This window comes from Mesorhizobium sp. M0904, assembly GCF_040319475.1.
In the GTDB taxonomy this organism is placed as follows: domain Bacteria; phylum Pseudomonadota; class Alphaproteobacteria; order Rhizobiales; family Rhizobiaceae; genus Mesorhizobium.
Window position 1 is genome coordinate 1 of sequence record NZ_JAMYOC010000022.1, and the last position, 21,008, is coordinate 21,008.

At 63.5% G+C, this 21,008-nt stretch carries 19 protein-coding genes and 1 pseudogene; 9 read left to right on the forward strand and 11 right to left on the reverse strand.

Features of this window, described 5'->3' with window-relative positions:
• Positions 1-211 precede the first annotated feature (211 nt).
• From lpdA to mdh, 9 genes are all read right to left on the reverse strand, one after another.
• Entirely contained in the window at positions 212-1,618 is a 1,407-nt protein-coding gene (gene lpdA / locus NKH80_RS22145) for a dihydrolipoyl dehydrogenase (protein ID WP_352993493.1), read from the reverse strand.
• Positions 1,619-1,636: 18 nt separating this feature from the next.
• Positions 1,637-2,392, reverse strand: a complete 756-nt coding sequence (locus NKH80_RS22150; RefSeq protein WP_352993495.1) for an SDR family oxidoreductase — start codon at positions 2,390-2,392, stop codon at positions 1,637-1,639.
• Positions 2,389-2,898, reverse strand: coding sequence for a hypothetical protein (locus tag NKH80_RS22155; protein WP_254817843.1), 510 nt, complete (start codon positions 2,896-2,898; stop codon positions 2,389-2,391). Before NKH80_RS22155 ends, NKH80_RS22150 begins: the two co-directional genes overlap by 4 nt.
• A gap of 41 nt (positions 2,899-2,939) precedes the next feature.
• The gene (gene odhB / locus NKH80_RS22160) at positions 2,940-4,241 is read right to left on the reverse strand and encodes a 2-oxoglutarate dehydrogenase complex dihydrolipoyllysine-residue succinyltransferase (RefSeq protein WP_352479656.1); all 1,302 of its coding nucleotides are present in this window, start codon (positions 4,239-4,241) and stop codon (positions 2,940-2,942) included.
• 29 nt (positions 4,242-4,270) lie between these two features.
• A complete protein-coding gene (locus NKH80_RS22165; RefSeq protein ID WP_352993497.1) occupies positions 4,271-7,258 on the reverse strand; it encodes a 2-oxoglutarate dehydrogenase E1 component in 2,988 nt (995 codons plus the stop codon).
• A 131-nt stretch (positions 7,259-7,389) separates the two neighbouring features.
• On the reverse strand, positions 7,390-8,292 hold the full coding sequence (gene sucD, locus NKH80_RS22170; RefSeq protein WP_352691069.1) for a succinate--CoA ligase subunit alpha: 903 nt from the start codon (positions 8,290-8,292) through the stop codon (positions 7,390-7,392).
• Positions 8,293-8,341: 49 nt separating this feature from the next.
• Positions 8,342-8,713: a cupin domain-containing protein gene (locus NKH80_RS22175; protein ID WP_352701243.1), complete on the reverse strand. Its 372-nt coding sequence runs from the start codon at positions 8,711-8,713 to the stop codon at positions 8,342-8,344.
• A 4-nt stretch (positions 8,714-8,717) separates the two neighbouring features.
• Positions 8,718-9,911: an ADP-forming succinate--CoA ligase subunit beta gene (gene sucC / locus NKH80_RS22180; protein WP_352701242.1), complete on the reverse strand. Its 1,194-nt coding sequence runs from the start codon at positions 9,909-9,911 to the stop codon at positions 8,718-8,720.
• A 41-nt stretch (positions 9,912-9,952) separates the two neighbouring features.
• On the reverse strand, positions 9,953-10,921 hold the full coding sequence (gene mdh, locus NKH80_RS22185; protein WP_352993500.1) for a malate dehydrogenase: 969 nt from the start codon (positions 10,919-10,921) through the stop codon (positions 9,953-9,955).
• A gap of 231 nt (positions 10,922-11,152) precedes the next feature.
• Here mdh and NKH80_RS22190 point away from each other — a divergent pair, with 231 nt between their 5' ends.
• Positions 11,153-11,581: a GNAT family N-acetyltransferase gene (locus NKH80_RS22190; protein WP_352993502.1), complete on the forward strand. Its 429-nt coding sequence runs from the start codon at positions 11,153-11,155 to the stop codon at positions 11,579-11,581.
• Between the two features lie 27 nt (positions 11,582-11,608).
• Here the strand turns inward: NKH80_RS22190 and zapE are convergent, their stop codons facing one another.
• Both zapE and NKH80_RS22200 read right to left on the reverse strand, forming a co-directional pair.
• Complete coding sequence (gene zapE, locus NKH80_RS22195) at positions 11,609-12,817, reverse strand: cell division protein ZapE (RefSeq protein ID WP_352993504.1); 1,209 nt, start codon at positions 12,815-12,817, stop codon at positions 11,609-11,611.
• A gap of 83 nt (positions 12,818-12,900) precedes the next feature.
• Positions 12,901-13,440 (reverse strand): protease inhibitor Inh/omp19 family protein, encoded by a 540-nt coding sequence (locus NKH80_RS22200; RefSeq protein WP_352479663.1) that lies wholly within the window; start codon positions 13,438-13,440, stop codon positions 12,901-12,903.
• A gap of 313 nt (positions 13,441-13,753) precedes the next feature.
• Between NKH80_RS22200 and NKH80_RS22205 the strand changes: the two genes are divergently transcribed.
• The 8 genes and pseudogenes from NKH80_RS22205 to NKH80_RS22240 all read left to right on the forward strand — a co-directional run bounded on the left by NKH80_RS22205 (position 13,754) and on the right by NKH80_RS22240 (position 20,977).
• Entirely contained in the window at positions 13,754-14,764 is a 1,011-nt protein-coding gene (locus NKH80_RS22205; RefSeq protein ID WP_352993506.1) for an MBL fold metallo-hydrolase, read from the forward strand.
• A 71-nt stretch (positions 14,765-14,835) separates the two neighbouring features.
• Positions 14,836-14,997: a DUF1328 family protein gene (locus NKH80_RS22210; RefSeq protein WP_031195454.1), complete on the forward strand. Its 162-nt coding sequence runs from the start codon at positions 14,836-14,838 to the stop codon at positions 14,995-14,997.
• Between the two features lie 74 nt (positions 14,998-15,071).
• Entirely contained in the window at positions 15,072-15,956 is an 885-nt protein-coding gene (gene dapF / locus NKH80_RS22215) for a diaminopimelate epimerase (protein WP_352993508.1), read from the forward strand.
• Positions 15,956-17,257 (forward strand): tRNA (N(6)-L-threonylcarbamoyladenosine(37)-C(2))-methylthiotransferase MtaB, encoded by a 1,302-nt coding sequence (gene mtaB / locus NKH80_RS22220; RefSeq protein ID WP_352993510.1) that lies wholly within the window; start codon positions 15,956-15,958, stop codon positions 17,255-17,257. Before dapF ends, mtaB begins: the two co-directional genes overlap by 1 nt.
• An 11-nt stretch (positions 17,258-17,268) precedes the next feature.
• A complete protein-coding gene (ftsY, locus tag NKH80_RS22225; RefSeq protein ID WP_352993512.1) occupies positions 17,269-18,981 on the forward strand; it encodes a signal recognition particle-docking protein FtsY in 1,713 nt (570 codons plus the stop codon).
• Positions 18,982-19,041: 60 nt separating this feature from the next.
• Positions 19,042-19,716: a septation protein A gene (locus tag NKH80_RS22230; RefSeq protein WP_254818071.1), complete on the forward strand. Its 675-nt coding sequence runs from the start codon at positions 19,042-19,044 to the stop codon at positions 19,714-19,716.
• A 67-nt stretch (positions 19,717-19,783) separates the two neighbouring features.
• Positions 19,784-20,403, forward strand: a pseudogene (locus NKH80_RS22235) (pyridoxamine 5'-phosphate oxidase family protein).
• 40 nt (positions 20,404-20,443) lie between these two features.
• Positions 20,444-20,977, forward strand: coding sequence for an NADPH-dependent FMN reductase (locus tag NKH80_RS22240; protein WP_352540946.1), 534 nt, complete (start codon positions 20,444-20,446; stop codon positions 20,975-20,977).
• Positions 20,978-21,008 lie beyond the last annotated feature (31 nt).

The window sequence follows — 21,008 nt, forward strand, 5'->3', positions numbered from 1 at the left end:
CAAGCTCCTCGGCTCCTTGCTTCAGTGTCAGTATGTCTCGCTCATCACCTCAAGCCGCGCCAGATGGGGTCAGCTTGGCGCTTACGATCAAACTGCTGATTTGATATAAGAACGGCCCGCTGAAAAGCGGGCCGTTTTGTTTTTGGGAGCAGCCGTCGAGGGCTTTGGACGTTTCAGCCAATCTCTAAGGTTTGCGATTCACCGCGTTTGCTCAGATATGGATCGGCTTAAAGAACGTCGCCAATGCCGCCTCCTTTACCGCTTCCGACATTGTCGGATGGGCGTGACAGGTGCGGGCCAGGTCTTCCGACGAGCCGCCAAATTCCATCAGCACGGCCGCCTCGTGGATCATCTCGCCGGCGCCGAAGCCGACGATGTGGACGCCGAGCACACGGTCGCTGGCCTTGTCGGCCAGGATTTTCACAAAGCCGTCGGTGTGCAGCATGGCGCGCGCCCGGCCATTGGCGCTGAACGGGAATTTTCCGGCCTTGTAGTCGATGCCGGCCTTCTTCAATTCTTCTTCGGTCTTGCCGACCGAGGCGATTTCCGGCGTGGTGTAGACGACGCTCGGAATCACGTCATAGTTCACATGCCCGGCCTGGCCGGCGATGGTTTCGGCCACCGCCACGCCCTCGTCCTCGGCCTTGTGTGCAAGCATCGGCCCGGCGATGACATCGCCGATGGCGTAGATGCCGGGCACGTTAGTCCTGAGATGACCGTCGGTCTTGACCCGGCCGCGCTCATCGACGTCGACGCCTGCCTCCTTCAGCCCGAGAGCGTCCGAATAGGCCCGTCGTCCCGTCGCAATCAGCACCGCGTCCGCCTCGATCGTCTCGGCTGCTCCGCCCTTGACCGGCTCGAAGGTAACAGTCACCCCCTTCCTGGCCTTGGCGACGCCGGTCACCTTGGCGCCCAGCCTGAACTCGAAGCCCTGCTTCGACAGCAGGCGCTGGAACTGCTTGGAGACCTCGCCATCCATGCCCCCCAGGATGGTGTCGAGGAACTCGACCACGGTGACCTTGGCGCCGAGCCGCGCCCATACCGAGCCGAGCTCCAGACCGATGACACCACCGCCGACCACCACCAGATGGCCCGGCACCTTGTCCAGCGACAGCGCGCCGGTCGACGAGACGATCACCTTCTCATCGAAATCGACCTCGACGCCGGGAATGCCGGCGACGTCGGAGCCTGTGGCGATGACGATGTTCTTGGTCTCGATCTCCTCGACCTTGCCGTCATCGGAGGTCACCGACACCTTGCCGGCCGCAACTACCTTGCCGGTGCCACGAAAACTGTCGATCTTGTTCTTCTTGAACAGGAAGGCGACGCCATTGACGTTGGCCGTCACCGTCGCATCCTTGTGTGCCATCATCTTCCCAAGGTTGAGCTTGGGCGCGCCGATCTCGACGCCGAGCGCCTCGAAGGAACGGCCGGCCTCGGCAAACATCTCGGACGCATGCAGCAGCGCCTTCGACGGGATGCAGCCGATGTTGAGGCAGGTACCGCCGAAGGTCGGGTCCTTTTCGACCACCGCCGTCTTCAGACCGAGCTGCGCCGCCTTGATGGCGCAGACATAGCCGCCTGGTCCCGATCCGATGATAACGACATCATAGGCCATGATACTGTCCCTTTTGCTTTAGCGGCCGCCGCCGATTTCCAGATTGGCGCCTGTTGTGTAGGACGCCTCGTCCGACAGCAGCCACAGAATTGCGGCTGCGACTTCCTCGGCGGTGCCGACGCGCTGCATGGGCACCACCTTGCGCATTCTCTCGGCGCGATCCGGCTGACCGCCGGAGGCATGAATTTCGGTGTCGATGATGCCCGGGCTGACCGCGTTGACACGAATGCCTTCGCCGGCCACTTCGCGGGCAAGCCCGATGGTGAAGGAATCGAGCGCGCCCTTCGAGGCGGCGTAGTCGACATATTGACCCGGCCCGCCAAGCCTTGCCGCGATCGAAGAAACATTGGCGATGGCGCCACCCTTGCCGCCATGCCTGGTCGACATCCGCTTCACCGCCTCGCGGGCGCAAAGCATCGGCGCAATCACATTGATGCGCATCATGCGCTCCAGCCGTGCAGCGCTAAGCTCGTCGACGCGCGCGCTCTGGTCGACCACGCCGGCATTGTTGACGAGCGCGTCGAGCCGACCGAAACGGGCATCGACAGCCTCGAACATGGCCAATACGTCCGTCTCGCTGCCGACATCGGCCTTGACTGTGAAGGCTTCTCCGCCAGCAGCCTCGATGTCGGCGACCACCGTTTCGGCGGCTTTTGCATTCGACGCGTAATTGACCGCAATGCGATAGCCGGCCTTGGCGGCAAGCCTGCATGTAGCGGCGCCAATGCCGCGGCTGCCGCCGGTCACCAGCAGGATCTTTCCGCTTGCGCTCATTCCTGACATCCCTTCAGGGCAAAGACGTCCCAGGGCACCCTGGAAAAGCCGTTGGCGCCATAGGCCGCCGACATCTGCAACGACGCTCCCAAGTCAGGCAAGATCAGCTTCTTCGGCGCATCCTTTCCTTCGCCCGGCAGCAAGGCGATATTGCCCTGGTCGTCGGCAGTGTAGATGACACCCTCCCACACCGTGCAGGCGGCGAGCTCGTCGCCGGTGACGTCGCCGGCCGGGCATTTGTACATCAGCGAGCCGTGCGGCCGCGCCACGCCCTCCGTCCACATGACGATGCCGTCGAGCACGACGCCGTTGTCGAGCACCATCTTGAAGGTATTGGTGACGGTAGCCGACTCCATGGTCGGCCTGAAATCGATCTCGGCGGCGTTTTCAGGATCGCCATAGACGGCCAGTTCGAGCGGGCAGGCGGCGAGGGCCCCGGAGACCGTCTGCACGCCGAGCGCGCAGACTGTGACAAACAAACCGGACCGGAAACGACACGAACTCATCCGGCGGCGCAGATCCATACTCCGGCCCACGTCGGCCGCCCCTAGAGGTCGAGCACCAGCCGCTCAGGATCCTCCAGGCTTTCCTTGACCCGCACCAGGAAGGTCACCGCTTCCTTGCCGTCGACGATGCGGTGGTCGTAGGACAGCGCCAGATACATCATCGGCCGGATGACGATCTGGCCGCCGACCACCACCGGCCGCTCCTGGATCTTGTGCATACCCAGAATGCCGGACTGCGGTGCATTGAGGATCGGCGTCGACATCAGCGAACCGTAAACGCCACCGTTGGAAATCGTGAACGTGCCGCCTTGCATATCGGCGACGGAAAGCTTGCCGTCGCGGGCCGCAAGCCCCAGCCTGCCGATGTCCTTCTCGATTTCGGCGATGGACATCTGGTCGGCATTGCGCACAACCGGCACGACAAGGCCTTTCTCTGTACCGACGGCAACGCCGATATGAGCGTAGTTCTTGAAGATGATGTCGGTGCCGTCGATCTCGGCATTGACCGACGGGATCTCCTTCAGCGCATGGGTGACGGCCTTGGTGAAAAAGCCCATGAAGCCGAGCTTCACGCCGTGCTTCTTCTCGAACACGTCCTTGTATTTGCTCCTCAGCGCCATCACCGCGCTCATGTCGACCTCGTTGAAGGTGGTCAGCATGGCGGCGGTCGATTGCGCTTCCTTGAGGCGGCGCGCAATGGTCTGGCGCAGCTTGGTCATGCGCACACGCTCCTCGCGCGACGCATCGTCGGCAGGGGACGGCGCGCGCGCGGCTACGGGTGCCGGTACAGGCGCGGCCTTGGGCATTTCTGCCGGCTGCGACGGCGCGCCCCTGGCGATAAGGTCGAGCACGTCGCCTTTCAGCACCTGGCCGCGCTTGCCCGAGCCCGACACCTGGTCGACCGCGAGATTGTGCTCGGCCAGCAGCTTTGCCGCCGACGGCGCCGGCGGCATGGTGCGCGTCTCGATCGCGCCGGCGTCGCCGGCAATCTTGGCCGTCTCGGCCGCAGCCTGCTTGACGCTCGAGGCCGCAGTCGGAGCCGAGGCCTGCGACACCGCCTCCTGCTTCGTTGCCGGAGCGGCGGCGGCATTGGCTGCCGCGCCGGCGCCTGCCGAAATCGTGCCGAGCAGTGCGCCGACGCCGACCGTCTCGCCTTCTTTGACGGCGATCTCGGCGAGCGTGCCCGCGGCGGCGGCCGGCACTTCCACCGTCACCTTGTCGGTTTCGAGCTCGACCAGCGGCTCATCGGCGGCGATCGCGTCGCCGACCTTCTTGAACCACTTGCCGATGGTCGCCTCGGTGACTGACTCACCAAGTGTCGGAACGCGGATTTCGGTTGCCATTGTGCCTGTCCGTTTCTTTCGGTTCTGTTCTATTCACCAAGCGCGTCGTCGAGCAAGGCGGCAAGCTGGGCGAGATGCTTCGACATCAATCCGGTCGCCGGCGAGGCGGCGGCCCCCCGGCCGGTATAGCGCACCCGCTGATGCTTGGCGTCGATATGCGCCAGCACCCATTCGAGATACGGGTCGATGAACGACCAGGCGCCCATGTTCTTGGGCTCCTCCTGGCACCACACCATCTCGGCATTACGGAAGCGCGACAGTTCGGTGATCAGCGCCTTGGCCGGGAACGGATAGAGCTGCTCGACGCGCAACAAATAGATGTCGTTGATGCCGCGCTTCTCGCGCTCTTCGTAGAGGTCGTAATAGACCTTGCCCGAACAGAGCACGACACGGCGGATTTTCGAATCCTTGGTGAGCTTGATGGCCTGACCTGACAGCAGCTGCGCGTCGTCCCACAACAGCCGGTGAAAGGCGCTTTCGCCCGACATTTCCGGCAGCGTCGACACCGCCCGCTTGTGGCGCAGCAGCGACTTCGGCGTCATCAGGATCAGCGGCTTACGGAAGTCCCGCTTCAATTGCCGGCGCAAGATGTGGAAGTAATTGGCCGGCGTCGTGACGTTGGCGACCTGCATGTTGTCTTCGGCGCAAAGCTGCAGGAAGCGCTCGAGCCGGGCCGACGAATGCTCGGGCCCCTGGCCTTCATAGCCATGCGGCAGCAGGCAGACGAGGCCCGACATTCTGAGCCATTTGCGCTCGCCCGACGAGATGAACTGGTCGAACACCACCTGGGCGCCGTTGGCGAAGTCGCCGAACTGCGCTTCCCACAGCGTCAGCGCCTTCGGCTCGGCCAGCGAGTAGCCATATTCGAAGCCGAGCACGGCCTCTTCCGACAACATCGAGTTGATGACCTCGAAGCCGGCCTGCGCCGCCGACAGATTGTTGAGCGGGATATAGCGTGTCTCGTCGCGCTGGTCGTAGAGCACGGAATGGCGCTGCGAGAAGGTGCCGCGCTCCGAATCCTGTCCGGACAGCCGGATCGGATTGCCGTCGAGCAGGATGGCGCCGAAGGCCAGCGCCTCGGCCGTCGACCAGTCGATGCCTTCGCCGGACTCGATCGCCTGGCGGCGATTGTCGAGGAAGCGGATGATCGTCTTGTGCGCCTCGAAATCCTTCGGCACCTCGGTCAGTTTCTTGCCGATTTCCTTCAGCGTCTTGACCGGCACGGCGGTCTTGCCGCGCCGCTGTTCGTCCTGGTTGTCGGCCGAGCGCAAGCCGGACCACGCGCCGTCCAGCCAGTCGGCCTTGTTCGGCTTGTAATGCTGGCCGACTTCGAATTCCTGCTCGAGATGCGCCCGCCAATCGGCCTTCATCTTTTCGAACTCGGCCTGGGTGATGTGGCCTTCGGAAATCAGCCGGTCGGCATAGATCTGCACCGTCGTCTTCTGGTTGCGGATCTTGCGATACATGATCGGCTGGGTGAAGGCGGGCTCGTCGCCCTCATTGTGGCCGAAGCGGCGGTAGCAGAACATGTCCACCACGACAGGCTTGTGGAACTTCATGCGGAATTCGATCGCCACCTTGGTGGCATGGACCACGGCTTCCGGATCGTCGCCGTTGACGTGGAAGATCGGCGCCTCGATCATCTTGGCCACGTCGGACGGATAGGGCGACGAACGCGAAAAGCGCGGGTTGGTGGTGAAGCCGATCTGGTTGTTGATGATGAAATGCAGCGTGCCGGCGACGCGGTGGCCGCGCAGGCCGGACAGGCCGAGGATTTCGGCAATCACGCCCTGGCCGGCAAAGGCGGCGTCGCCGTGCAGCAGCAACGGCAGCACCTTGGCACGCTCCTCCAGCGGCACGATCTCCTCGCGGCTGCGGCCGAACAAATAGTCCTGTTTGGCGCGCGCCTTGCCCATCACCACCGGATCGACGATTTCCAGATGCGAAGGATTGGCGGTCAGCGACAGATGCACCTTGTTGCCGTCGAACTCGCGATCCGACGAAGCACCGAGATGGTACTTCACGTCGCCCGAGCCTTCGACCTCGTCGGGCGCGGCCGAGCCGCCCTTGAACTCGTGGAAAATGGCGCGGTGCGGCTTGGCCATCACCTGTGACAGCACGTTCAGCCGGCCGCGATGCGCCATGCCGAGCACGATCTCCTTCATGCCGAGCTGGCCGCCGCGCTTGATGATCTGCTCCAGCGCCGGGATCAGCGACTCGCCGCCATCAAGGCCGAAGCGCTTGGTGCCCTTGTACTTGACGTCGATGAATTGCTCGAAGCCTTCCGCCTCGACAAGCTTCTGCAGGATCGCCTTCTTGCCGGCTGCGGTGAAGGAGATCTCCTTGTCGGTACCCTCGATGCGCGCCTGGATCCAGGCCTTCTCCTCGGGATCGGAAATATGCATGAATTCGACGCCGAGCGTCGAGCAATAGGTCCGGGTCAGGATATCGAGCATCTGTCGGATGGTGCCGAATTCCAGCCCGAGCACATTGTCGAGGAAGATCGGCCGGTCGTAGTCGGCTTCGGTGAAGCCGTAATTCTCCGGCGACAGCTCGTTATAATCCTCCAGCGGCTTGGCAATGCCAAGCGGATCGAGATTGGCGTGCAGGTGGCCGCGCATGCGGAAGGCGCGGATCATCATGATGGCGCGGACGGAATCGCGCGTCGCCTGATGCACGTCGGCGTCGGAAAGCGCTGCGCCGTTGCCGGCTGCCCTGTCCTTGACCTTCTTTTCGATGTGCTTTTCGACCAGGCCCCAATTGCCGTCCAGCGCCGAGACCAGCTCGCCATTGGCCTGCATCGGCCAGGAGGGCTTGGCCCAAGACGCGCCCTTGGCGTTCCTGCGCACGTCGCCGGCGTCATCCTTCAGCGCCGCGAAGAAGTCCTGCCATTCGGGATCGACCGAAGCGGGATCGTCCTCGTAGGCGGCATAGAGCGCGTCGATATAATCGGCATTACCGCCATAGAGGAAAGAGGTAAGCGAAAACTGGTCGTTGGCCTGATCTTGTCTTGCCATTTTTGTCCGCGGAGCCGCGCTCCGTCTCCTTTTCAGAGCGAATAGAGAGTAGCGAATAGCGAGTAGGGATTTTCCCTGGTTCGCGCCGTTACTCTGTTCTTACCTATTCGCTATTCACTACTCGCTACTCACTAACCTTTGATCGCCTCGACCAGCGTCGTGCCGAGCCGGGCCGGCGATGGCGAAACCTTGATGCCGGCCGATTCCATCGCCGCGATCTTGTCTTCGGCACCGCCCTTGCCGCCAGAGATGACCGCGCCCGCATGACCCATGGTGCGGCCGGCCGGCGCGGTGCGCCCGGCGATAAAGCCGGCCATCGGCTTGCTGCGGCCGCGCTTTGCCTCGTCCTTGAGGAACTGCGCGGCGTCTTCCTCGGCCGAACCGCCGATCTCACCGATCATGATGATCGACTTGGTCTCGTCGTCGGCGAGGAACATCTCCAGCACGTCTATGAATTCCGTGCCTTTGACCGGGTCGCCGCCGATGCCGACGGCGGTGGTCTGGCCGAGGCCGACATTGGTGGTCTGGAACACCGCCTCATAGGTAAGCGTTCCCGAGCGCGAAACAACGCCGACCGAGCCCTTGCGGAAGATGTTGCCGGGCATGATGCCGATCTTGCATTCGTCGGGCGTCAGCACACCGGGGCAGTTCGGCCCGATCAGCCGCGATGTCGAGCGGTCGAGCCTTGCCTTGACCTTGATCATGTCCATCACCGGTATGCCCTCGGTGATGCAGACGATCAGCGGGATCTCGGCCTCGATCGCTTCCAGGATCGCTTCGGCAGCACCCGCCGGCGGCACGTAGACGACGGAGGCATTGGCGCCGGTCTTCGCCTTGCCTTCGGCAACGGTGGAGAAGATCGGCAGCGTCTCGCCCTTGGCGCCGGTCCAGGTCTCGCCGCCCTTCTTGGGGTGGATGCCGCCGACCATCTTTGTGCCGTGATAGGCGAGCGCCTGTTCGGTGTGGAACGTGCCGGTCTTGCCGGTCAGGCCCTGCACCAGCACCTTGGTGTTCTTGTCGACGAGAATGGACATGATGGTCCTTTTTAAAAACCGTTGATCGGGGAAGGCCGCGCGCTCATGGTCACAACCGCTTCAGGTCGGCGACGGTGAGGTCGCTTTTGGCGTTGCCGGTGTTGAGCGTCGTCGCCGGCTCGAACATCAGCACGACAGGTTCCTCGCTCAGCGAGCGCGGCCGGTGGTCGACGGCGCGCGGCACGACGATGAACTCGCCGCTGGAAAGCTCCACCGTGCCGTCGCGGAAATCGATGGCAATGCGGCCGCGCAGCACGAGGAACGCTTCATCCTCATTGTCATGCGCGTGCCAGTCGAAGACGTCGCCGAACTTGGCGATCTTGACCTGGCTGTCATTCACGTCGCCGGCAATGTGCGGATCGAACGCCTTCTTGATCTTCGCATCGGCCGCTTCGACGAGGTTTATCTTATGCGGAGGCACAGACTCAGCCCTTCACCGCCGCGACAATCTTCTTGGCTGCGTCATCGAGGTCATCGGCCGACACCACGTTCAGTCCGCTGTCGTTGATGATCTTCTTGCCGAGCTCGGCATTGGTGCCTTCCAGCCGCACCACCAGCGGCACTTGCAGGCCGACCTCCTTGACCGCGGCGATGACGCCCTCGGCGATGATGTCGCACTTCATGATGCCGCCGAAGATGTTGATCAGGATGCCTTTGACCGCCGGATCCTTGGTGATGATCTTGAACGCCGCCGTCACCTTTTCTTTCGACGCGCCGCCGCCGACATCGAGGAAGTTGGCGGGCTCGGCGCCGTAGAGCTTGATGATGTCCATCGTCGCCATGGCGAGGCCGGCGCCGTTGACCATGCAGCCGATATTGCCGTCGAGCGCGACATAGGCGAGGTCGTATTTCGACGCCTCGATCTCCTTCTCGTCCTCTTCGGTGGTGTCGCGCAATTCAAGCACGTCCGGGTGACGGAACAACGCATTGTTGTCGAACGACACTTTTGCGTCGAGCACGCGCAGCCGGCCGCTCTTCATGACGATCAGCGGGTTGGCCTCGAGCAGGCTCATGTCCTTCTCGACAAAGGCCTTGTAGAGGATCGGAAACAGCGTGGAGCCGTCCTTGGCGGCGTCGCCGTCGAGCCTCAGTGCGGCGTTGAGCTTCTTCACATCGTCGGCCGTCACGCCCTTTTCCGGGTCGATGGCGACGGTAATGATCTTTTCCGGCGTGTCGTGGGCGACCGCCTCGATGTCCATGCCGCCCTCGGTCGAGACGACGAAGGCGACGCGCCCGACCGAGCGGTCGACCAGGATCGACAGATAGAGTTCGCGCTCGATGTCGGCGCCGTCCTCGATATAGAGCCGGTTGACCTGCTTGCCGGACGGGCCGGTCTGCTTGGTGACCAGCGTGTGGCCGAGCATCTCCTTGGCGTTGGCGACGACCTCGGCCACCGACTTCGCCAGCCTGACGCCGCCCTTGGCATCGGGCCCGAGCTCCTTGAACTTGCCCTTGCCGCGGCCGCCGGCATGGATCTGGCTCTTGACCACATAGAGTGGGCCGGGCAGCGCCTTGGCGGCAGCTTCCGCCTCGCTCGCCTTGAACACCGGCACGCCCTCGGCCACCGGTGCGCCAAAGCCTTTCAGCAGCGCCTTGCCCTGATACTCATGGATGTTCATGCGCTATGTCTCCAGCTTGCGTGGCGGGCTTGGTTACCGGCTTACTTGGCCGCGAGATGTGGAGCGATCTTGACGCAGGCGTCGCACAGGCCCTGCACCGCCGCGACCGAACTGTCGAACATCTTCTGCTCGTTCTTTGTGAGCTCGATCTCGATGATCCGCTCGACGCCGCCGGCGCCGATCACCACGGGAACGCCGACATAGGTGTTCTTGACGCCATATTGGCCGGAGAGGTACGCCGCACAGGGCAGCACCCGCTTCTTGTCCTTGAGATAGGCTTCAGCCATGGCGATGGCCGAGGCGGCCGGCGCATAAAAGGCAGAGCCGGTCTTGAGCAGGCCGACGATCTCGGCGCCGCCGTCGCGGGTGCGCTGCACGATCTGGTCGAGCCGCTCCTTCGAGGTCCAGCCCATCTTGATGAGGTCGGGCAACGGGATGCCGGCAACCGTCGAATAGCGGATCATCGGCACCATGGAATCGCCATGGCCGCCGAGCACGAAGGCGGTGACGTCCTCTACCGAGACCTTGAATTCCTCGGCCAGGAAATAACGGAAGCGCGAACTGTCGAGCACGCCGGCCATGCCGACGACATGGCTCTTGGGCAGGCCGGAAAACTTCTGCAGCGCCCAGACCATGGCGTCGAGCGGGTTGGTGATGCAGATGACGAAGGCTTTCGGCGCGTATTTCTTGAGGCCGGCGCCGACCTGCTCCATCACCTTCAGATTGATGCCCAGAAGATCGTCGCGGCTCATGCCGGGTTTGCGCGGCACGCCGGCGGTGACGATGCAGACGTCGGCGCCCTCGATACCGGCATAGTCGTTGACGCCGGTCAGCCTGGAGTCGAACCCATCGACCGGCGACGACTGCGCGATGTCCAGCCCCTTGCCTTGCGGGATGCCTTCGGCGATATCGAACAGCACGACGTCGCCGAGATCCTTGAGGCCGACCATGTGGGCGAGGGTGCCGCCGATCATGCCCGAGCCGATGAGCGCTATCTTGTTGCGTGCCATGTCAGGATGTTTTCCCTTTGATATGACGGCGCCCAAATCCTTGACGATTTGATGACGGCGTCGGAGGAAGAGGCCGGAATGCTGCGGAACCGCGAAATTCGCCGCACGCAATAGCCCCGGCCGCACAAAAATTCAAACGATTATTTTGCAGTGAATAATTTCAATCGGTTAGAAACAATGGGACTTACGTAAACGTCAAAATTCTGAAGCCGACTAGAGGAATTCTACTCAATGGCACTGGAAATCAGAAGGCTGTTTCCTGGCGATGACGTCCTTGTGATGCGGGCTGCCGACGAAGTCTTCGACGAGCCGGTCAGGCCGGATCGGCTCTCCGCCTATCTTGCAGAGCCAGGTCATTTCATGGTCGTGGCGCTCGCCGACGGCATCGTCGTTGGCCAATGCGCAGCCGTCATCCACCGCCACCCGGACAAGGTGAGCGAACTCTACATAGACGAGGTCGGCGTGGCGCCGGCCTTTCAACGCCAGGGCATTGCGACGAGGATGCTCGACGCCATGTTCGCACTCGGTTGCGAGCATGGCTGTGAGGAGGCGTGGGTCGGCACCGAGCCGGACAATGTTGCTGCTCGCGCACTTTACGAGTCGCGAAAAGAGCTGCATGGGCCGGCGGAGGGGTTCGTCATGTATATTTATCGGTTATAGGCGCCGGCAGCAGCGGCCTCTTCTGTACTATCCCTCACGCCTGGCCTGCCGTGCCTCGGTCGATGATCCCTGCGCCCTCTGCCTCTCCGCCCAGTTCTCCAGCCAGTCGTGGCTCTGCATCTCGATCAGCCGCGATGCGGTGCGCTCGAACTCGAAGACTTCGTTGCCGCGCTTGGCCGTATAGAGCTGCGCCGGCGGTGCCGCGGCGCTCATCACCAGCCGTACATGATGATCGTAGAGCGTATCGACCAGCAGGATGAAGCGCTTGGCTTCGTTGCGCTTGCCTTCCCCGAGCACCGGCACCCGGTCGATGACGATGGTCGAGAAACGGCGGGCAATGGCAAGATAGTCGCGGGCCCCGAGCGGCCTCTCGCAGAGATCGGCGAACGAAAACCGCGCCGCCTCGCCGGCAGTACGCGGCACCACGACGTGTCGGCCCTTAACCGTCAGCATCGTCTCGGCCGTCGGCCTGCCATGCGTCATCACCGCCCATAGCTCGTCGAGCGCATGGTCGGCGGCGGCATCGGCCGGGGTGATGTAGACCGGCATGCGGCTGAGCTTGTCCAGGCGGTAATCCTTGTCGGCGTCCAGCGCCAGCACGTGCGCGTGGCGCTCCAGGATAGCGACAAACGGCAAAAACAACTGACGGTTCAGGCCGTCGCGGTAGAGATCCTGCGGCGCGACATTGGAGGTGGCGACCAGCACCACGCCATTGGCAAACAACGCCGAAAACAACCTGGACAGGATCATCGCATCGGCGATGTCGGTGACCGAAAACTCGTCGAAGCACAGCACCCAGGCTTCCTCGGCAAGCGCGCGCGCCACCGGCGGGATCGGGTCGTCCTCCTTGACCGTACCCTCTTTACGCGCCTGCCGGTGCTTCTGGATGCGGTCCTGCACGTCGGCCATGAAATCGTTGAAATGCACGCGGCGCTTGCGCCGCACCGGCAACAGCTCGAAGAACATGTCCATCAGCATGGTCTTGCCGCGGCCGACGCCGCCATGGATATAGAGGCCCTTGACCGCCTCGTGCCCCTCGCGCTTGCGGGCGAACAACCACCCCAGCGCGCTTGATTTATGCGCCAGCCGCTTTGCCGATATCTCGTCGATCAGCCGGTCGAGCGCAGCGGCGATCCGCTCCTGCGCCGGATCGCGCCCGATGGCGCCCGTCTCGACCAGATGGTCATAGCGCTGCTTGACGGTCGCATGGGTCTGGAGGCCGTCACGCAGATGCATCGGTCACGTCGTTCCGGAGCAATTCCAAGAAAAGGGTGTGGCGGTTTTCTGTCCGGAATTGCGTAACAATGGGGGCCGTTCTCTTACCTTGTAAGCGAGATCGGCAGGCCGTTGGAAGTCTGGCCGTCGAATTTCTCGCCGCCCGAGGAATAAAGCCGTGCCAGCGTGCCGCCATTCTCGTCATAGAGCGTCAGTTGCTTGCCGGCGACGTTCCAGGATTTGATGCCGTCGATCGGCGCCGGGCAATGCAGCGGTCCGGCGCGGTAGCCCGACCCGAATTTGGTCTGCGGCGTCGCCACCTGACAGCTCTGGCCGGACACGCTTGCTTTCCACACACCAGCGACGCTTGAGGCGGTCAGGTCGGCCGCACCGGCCGGCGCCGTCCCGTCGGGCGGCAGCGAGGCGACCTGCGTGTTCTGCGGCGCAGTCGGAAATTTCGACGGGTCGGCCGCGCCGGGTGTCGCCGGTGGCGGCAACTGGTTTGCAGTCACCTTGCCGGCGGGCGCAGCTTCCAGCGGCGCCGGCTGCTGCTCGTCCATCGATGAGAACCGCGAGGTCGAACAGCCGCTCGCAACGAGCGCGGCCAGCGATACGGCCAGCAGGCCGGTTTTCGAAAATTTCATTCTTCAACCTCCGTCGGATCGAGCTGGGGAAGCCGTCCGCGCAATGTCCCCCTCACCAAGATGGAGAAGGTGGCGAAATTTCAACCCGATATGGTTAAAATACGGTTTGCGCCGCTAATGTTGCAAATTTGTCGCAAAATGCACATTGCCTGAATTGCGTCGCGCCTTGGCCTTTGGCCGGCCTCTCCGGTTGATGCGATACGGCGCGCTGGCGTCAAATCCTTGGCGTTTCCTTGGCGTTCACCTCAATGCTTGTGCGGGCCGGCTCCGGCATTATCTCTTGGCGATCAGCAAGCTGCAGGGAGCCGATTTCTTGGCCGCGAGAAAGAGAGCCGCCAACCGCTATTACAGCGGGCCGCCCAGCGATCATTTCGACGGCACCTTGTTCTTCAATCCCGGCGGACGGCCGCCGGGTCGCTTTGCCGATCTGTTGAAGTGGCAACTGAGCCGCGAGCGCTCGAAATGGCCGACGGCGGATCCGAGCCCGTTTCCGCCGGCAAGACCGGTCGAGCGCATCGATGGTTCTGCGCTGCGCCTCACCATGGTCGGTCATTCCTCGCTGCTCGTCCAGACAGCAGGCCTGAACATCCTGACCGATCCGGTCTGGTCGCGGCGTGTCTCGCCGCTCTCCTTCGCCGGGCCGAAACGCGTCAATCCGCCCGGCATCGCCTTTTCCCATTTGCCGCCGATCGACATCGTGCTGGTCAGCCACAACCATTACGACCATCTCGACCTCGCCACGCTGAAGCGCCTGAAGACAAAACACGACCCGCTGCTGCTGACGCCGCTCGGCAACGACACAATCGTCGGCGCCGCCGTGCCCGGTATGCGGCTTTCCGCGCATGACTGGGGCGACCGGGTCGATATCGGCGATGGCGTCGCCGTCCATGTCGAGCCGGTGCATCACTGGTCGGCCCGCGGTACTCGCGACCGGCGCATGGCGCTATGGGCGGGTTTCGTCGTCGAGACGCCCGACGCAAAGATCTATTTCGCCGGCGACACCGGCTTCCATGGCGGCATCAATTACCGGCTGATGGCGCAAAAGCACGGCGGCTTCCGCCTCGCCATCCTGCCGATCGGCGCCTACGAGCCGCGCTGGTTCATGGCGCCTCATCACCAGGATCCGGAAGAGGCGGTGCAAGGCATGCTTTTGTGCAACGCCGCCTATGCCGCCGGCTGTCACTGGGGCACGTTCCGGCTCACCAACGAGCCGATCGAGGAGCCGCCCAGAAAGCTCGGTGAAGCGCTCGATGCTGCCGGCCTGCCGCGGCAACGTTTTCGCGCCTTGCGGCCGGGCGAAGTCTGGGACGTGCCGGAGGTTTAGCGCGGCGGAACCTGAGGCATCACATAGACGTTTGTAGGTTGTTCAAACCTGTCGGTTGCGAGGTGCCTCTTATGATCAGGTGGATTATCATTCTTTTGATTATCGCGGCCGCGGCGAGCCTGCTCGGCATGCCGGCACTGGCCGGAGCCGCCGCCACCGGCGCGCGCATCCTCATCGGCATCGTGCTGATCATCTTCCTGCTGATCGTGCTTGGCGTCTTCGCGGTGACGTGAAAATCACGCCGCGCTGGTAATTTCTGCCGCTATCCGCCATATAGGCGCCAAACCGGCAAGAGACCTTTCGATCGATGGCAAGCGCGGCCCCTTTCGCCAAGATGAACGGCATCGGCAACGAAATCATCGTTGCCGATATGCGTGGCCGTGCCGATCGCGTGACGTCTGCGGCAGCCGTCGCGCTCAATGCCGACACGTCGACCCGGTTCGACCAGATCATGGCGATCCACGACGCCAGGACGCCGGGCACCGCCTTTTTCATCGATATCTTGAATTCCGACGGGACCAGCGCGCAAGCTTGCGGCAACGGCATGCGCTGTGTCGTCCAGGCGCTCGCCGCCGAGACCGGCCAGAAGACATTTGCCTTTGAAACAGTCGCCGGCATCCTAAACGCCGAGGAACATGCCGACGGAATGATCTCGGTCGACATGGGCAGGCCGCGCTTTGGCTGGCAGGACATCCCGCTGGCCGAGGAATTCCGCGACACCCGCATGATCGAGCTGCAGATCGGCCCGATCGATGCCCCGGTGCTGCATTCGCCGTCGGTCGTCTCGATGGGCAATCCGCACGCTATCTTCTGGGTCGACCGCGACGTCTGGTCCTACGAGCTCGAGCGCTTCGGCCCGCTGCTCGAAAACCACCCGATCTTCCCCGAGCGCGCCAACATCACCATCGCGCAGGTGACTTCGCCGGAGACCATGATCATCCGCACCTGGGAGCGCGGCGCCGGCCTGACCAGGGCCTGCGGCTCGGCCGCTTGCGCCGCCGTGGTCGCCGCGGCCCGCACCCGGCGCACCGGCCGCAGCGTCACGCTGCTGACGCCCGGCGGCGGCTCGCTGCATGTTCTGTGGCGCGACGACGACCACGTCATCCTCACCGGTGCCGCCGAATGGGAATTTTCCGGCAGCTTCGATCCGGCGACCGGGGCCTGGGCGCGCGACACCGAAAGCGCCGCCTGATGGCTCCTCTTGGCAACAAGGGCATCGAGGTCGTCACCTTCGGTTGCCGGCTGAACACCTATGAATCCGAGGTGATGCGGCGTGAAGCCGAAAGTGCGGGCCTCGGCGGCCTCGAAGGCGGCGCCATTATCTTCAACACCTGCGCCGTCACCGGCGAGGCTGTACGCCAGGCCAAGCAGTCGATCAGAAAAGCCCGCCGTGAGAACCCGGCCGCCCGCATCATCGTCACCGGCTGCGCCGCGCAGACCGGTCCGCAGGGTTTCGTCGCCATGCACGAGGTCGACCTCGTCCTCGGCAATGAGGAAAAACTGAAGGCGCATTCCTATCGCGCGCTGCCGGATTTCGGCGTCAACGACACCGAAAAGGCGCGCGTCAACGATATTTTTTCGGTACGCGAGACGGCCGCCCACATGGTCGACGCCATCGAGGGCCGGGCACGCGCTTTCGTCCAGGTGCAGAACGGCTGCGACCACCGCTGCACCTTCTGCATCATTCCCTACGGTCGCGGCAATTCGCGCTCGGTGCCGATGGGCGCCGTGGTCGAGCAGGTCAAGCGACTCGTCGGCAATGGTTATGCCGAGATCGTGCTGACCGGCGTCGACATGACCAGTTTCGGCGCCGACCTGCCTGGCGCACCGAAGCTCGGCAAATTGGTCAAGACCATCCTGAGGCAGGCGCCCGACATGAAACGCCTGCGGCTTTCCTCCATCGATTCGATCGAGGCCGACGACGATCTGCTGGACGCCATCGCCACCGAGCCGAGGCTGATGCCGCATCTGCATCTGTCGCTGCAATCGGGTGACGACATGATCCTGAAGCGGATGAAGCGCCGGCACAGCCGCGACCAGTCGATCCGCTTTTGCGAGGATGTGCGCAAACTGCGCCCCGGTATCGTTTTCGGCGCAGACATCATCGCCGGCTTCCCGACCGAGACGGACGCCATGTTCGAAAACTCGCTGGAGATCGTCGAGGAATGCGGCCTGACGCATCTTCATGTCTTCCCGTTTTCGCCGCGCGAAGGCACGCCCGCCGCGCGCATGCCGCAGCTCCGCCGCGACGTCGTCAAGCAACGCGCGGCACGCCTGCGCACCGCCGGCGAGGCCGCCTATCGCCGCCATCTTGCCTCGCTCGCCGGAACGCATCAGTCGATCCTGGTCGAGCGTGACGGCCTTGGCCGCACCGAGGGGTTTACACTGGCAGTGTTGTCGGCGGGCGCGCCTGGCGACATCGTCGAGGCTGATATCGCCGGCCATGACGGTATCAGACTGATCGCCGCGCCGCTTGCCGCCCGCGCCGTCTGAGAGCGCAAGACATGGCTGGTTTTTTCAAGAAGATATTTTCGTTCGGCAAGAAGGAAGTGGTCGAGGAGCGGCCCGACGAGACCGCACCCCTGCCGCCGATCAAATGGGACGAACTGGAGGCGCTGAGGCCGGCTGCCGGGCAGGCCGTTCCGGAATTTTTGAAACGCGAAGAGCCTCGCCCCGAGACCGAAGCCGTACCGCCGGTCGAGGCGGAAGCAACCGCGCCGCAGCCGGCGCCTGTTGGAGCGGCCGAGCCCGAACCTGCGCCGACCCTTCCGCCCGAGCCGGACATCCAGCCAGAAGCCGCTCCGGTCGAGGAACCAGAGGCGCCTGCCGAACAGGCGGCGTCAGACGCCGCTCCCGTCGTGCCCGAGCCAGCCCCGGAGCCAGAGCCGGAGGAAATTCCTGAGCCAGAGCCGACGCAGCCAGAAATCGTCCAGGCTGAGCCTCCGCCATCCGAACGTGGCGCTGCCCCTCATCCGCCTGCCGGCACCTTCTCCCCTTATAGTGACGGGGAGAAGGGGACTGATCGTAACGCCGAGCCTCCTTTTGAACGCGGCGAAGAAAAAGCTCCGACGCTGACGCCCCCCTCAACAGCGCCCGAAGCACCGCCACCGGCCGAAATCGTGCCGCCGATCCGCCAGCCGGCGCCGGTGGAGGCGAAGCCGCCGCTGGCCGAGATCGCGCCCGAACCAGAAGCCGTTCCCCAACCATCGCCGGAGCCGAAACCCGCACCCGGCAAAGTCACCGTAACCAAGAAGGTCGAGCAGAAAGCCGAGCCGCAAAGTGCGCCCGAACCGGCCCCGAGGCGTTCCTGGTTCCAGCGCATGCGAGACGGGCTTGCCCGCTCTTCCCGGGAATTGTCCGGCAACATCGCCGGCGTCTTCACCAAGCGGAAACTCGACGAGGACACGCTGCAGGACCTGGAGGACGTGCTGATCCGCGCCGATCTCGGCATGGAGACGGCTTTGCGCGTAACCGATGCACTCTCCGCCAGCCGCTACGGCAAGGACGTCTCCGATACCGAAGTCCGCGCCATCATGGCGGCCGAGGTGGAGAAGGTGCTGTCCCATGTCGCCATGCCGCTGGAACTCGACCTCAGCCATAAGCCGCATGTCATCCTGGTGGTCGGCGTCAACGGCACCGGGAAAACAACGACTATCGGCAAGCTCGCCGCAAAGCTCACCGATGGCGGCCTCTCGGTGATGCTCGCCGCCGGCGATACTTTCCGCGCAGCCGCCATCGAGCAGCTGAAGATCTGGGGCGAGCGCACCAACTCGCCAGTCATTGCCTCGAAGCTCGGCGCCGACGCCGCTGGCCTCGCCTATGACGCATTCGAGCGGGCGAAGGAGGCCGGCTCGGACGTGCTGATCATCGACACCGCCGGGCGGCTGCAGAACAAGACCGAACTGATGGCGGAACTGGAAAAGATCGTCCGCGTGCTGGGCAAGCTCGATCCGGAAGCGCCGCACACGGTGCTGCAGACGGTCGATGCCACCACCGGCCAGAACGCGCTCAACCAGGTCGAGATCTTCCGCAATGTCGCCGGCGTCAACGGCCTGGTGATGACCAAGCTGGACGGCACGGCGCGCGGCGGTATTCTGGTGGCGATCGCGGCAAAGCACAAATTGCCGGTCTATTTCATCGGCGTCGGCGAACAGGTCGACGACCTCGAACCCTTTTCCGCAAGCGAATTCGCCAAGGCGATCGCTGGCGTGGCTTGACGAGCATGATCCCAATAAGGTGCAGGCTTTTTGGATTGAATCATGCGTAAGAAGGACCTTATGAGCCCACCCATTCTCGAACGCGACCCATCCGACCCGCAAAAGCAGAAGAAGGAAGCCGTCAATCCGCTGCTCAAGCTGGTGCTGGAGCTTGGCCCGTTGATGGTATTCTTCTTCGCCAATGCGCGCGGCGCATGGTTGGTGCAGAAATTCCCGGCGCTGGGCGAGTTCGGCGGACCGATCTTCGTCGCCACCGGCCTGTTCATGGCCGCGACCGCGATCGCGCTGATCGCTTCCTGGCTGCTCACCCGTACCTTGCCGATCATGCCGATGGTGTCGGGCGTCGTCGTCTTCATCTTCGGCGCGCTGACGCTCTACCTGCAGGACGATATCTTCATCAAGATGAAGCCGACCATCGTCAACACGCTGTTCGGCGGCGTGCTGCTCGGCGGCCTGTTCTTCGGCAAATCGCTGCTCGGCTATGTCTTCGAATCGGCCTTCAATCTCGACGCCGAGGGTTGGCGCAAGCTCACCTTCCGCTGGGGCCTGTTCTTCCTGTTCCTAGCCCTTGTCAACGAAGTGGTCTGGCGGAATTTTTCCACCGATACATGGGTTACCTTCAAGGTCTGGGGCATCATGCCGATCACGCTTCTGTTCACCTTCAGCCAGATGCCGCTGATCCTGCGCCATTCGCTCGAGGACAAGACCGAGAAAGCGGGAAAGGCCAGCAAGTAGCAATTCCAGGAAAAGATGAGTGCTGCGGTTTCCCTGGGGAATTGCGTCAGAATAGGAGGGGACGAGGATGGAATTCATCATCACGCGCGACGAGTTGAGGACGATCTACAAGACGCCTCGGCTGACCGACGGCTCGATCCGCAAGGAATTGAAGACATTGGACGGCCACTGCCGTCATTCATCGGCAAGAGCCCGTTCGTGCTGATCGGCTCGTCCGACGGCGCCGGCAATGCCGATGTGACGCCCAAGGGCGACAGGCCGGGTTTTGTGGCAGTGCTCGACGAGAAGACCATCGCCATCCCCGACCGGCCGGGCAACAACCGGCTCGACACGCTGGAGAACATCCTTCTCAATCCCTCGGTCGGGCTGCTCTTCCTCATTCCCGGCATGAACGAGACGCTGCGTGTCAACGGCGATGCCCGCATCACCGTCGATGCGGCGTTACGCGAGCGGCTGGCGGTCGACGGCAAGGCGCCGCAAAGCGTCGTCGTGGTGACGGTCAAGGCCGCCTATATGCATTGCGCCAAGGCCTTCATGCGCTCCGAACTGTGGAAGCCGGAGAGCTGGTACGACCGCGCGACGCTGCCGACGCTCGGCCAGATCCTGCGCGACCAGCTGGCGCTCGCCGATTCGGCCGAGGCGACCGACCGCTGGCTGGATGAGGAATACAGGGAGACTATGTGGTAGCGTGCCCGGCAACGAATCGCCCAAGCCGGTCTCCATTCCTTTGCTGAACATCCTCGCCATCTCCGGCAGCCTGCGCGCCGCCTCGACCAATTCGGCCCTGGTCGCGGCACTCGCGCAAAACGCGCCGCCGGACTGTCGCGTCTCCGTCTATGATGGGCTTGGCCGGCTGCCGATCTTCAACCCCGACGACGAAGGCGAGCGGACGCCGCCGCAACCAGCAGTGCTGATCGATGCGGTCACCGCCGCTGACGGCGTCATCGTCTCCTGCCCGGAATATGCTCACGGTGTGCCAGGCGGCCTGAAGAACGCGCTTGACTGGCTGGTGTCGCGCGATGCCGCCGTTGGCAAGCCAGCCATGCTGGTGCATGCCTCGCCGCGCTCGCTGTTTGCCCGCGCCGCACTGATCGAGATCATGCGGACAATGTCTTTTGCGCTCCATGAGGAAGCAGCGCTCGAAATAGCGCTGCTCGGCAAGAAGCCGCCGGAGGTGGAGGATATCTTATCGCAGCCGGAAAACCGGCTGACGATGCGCGATGCCCTATCCGCCTTCGCGGAGTTCATCCGCTCGCGGTGAACGCCGGACCGTGCTTTCGCCATCCCAGGGT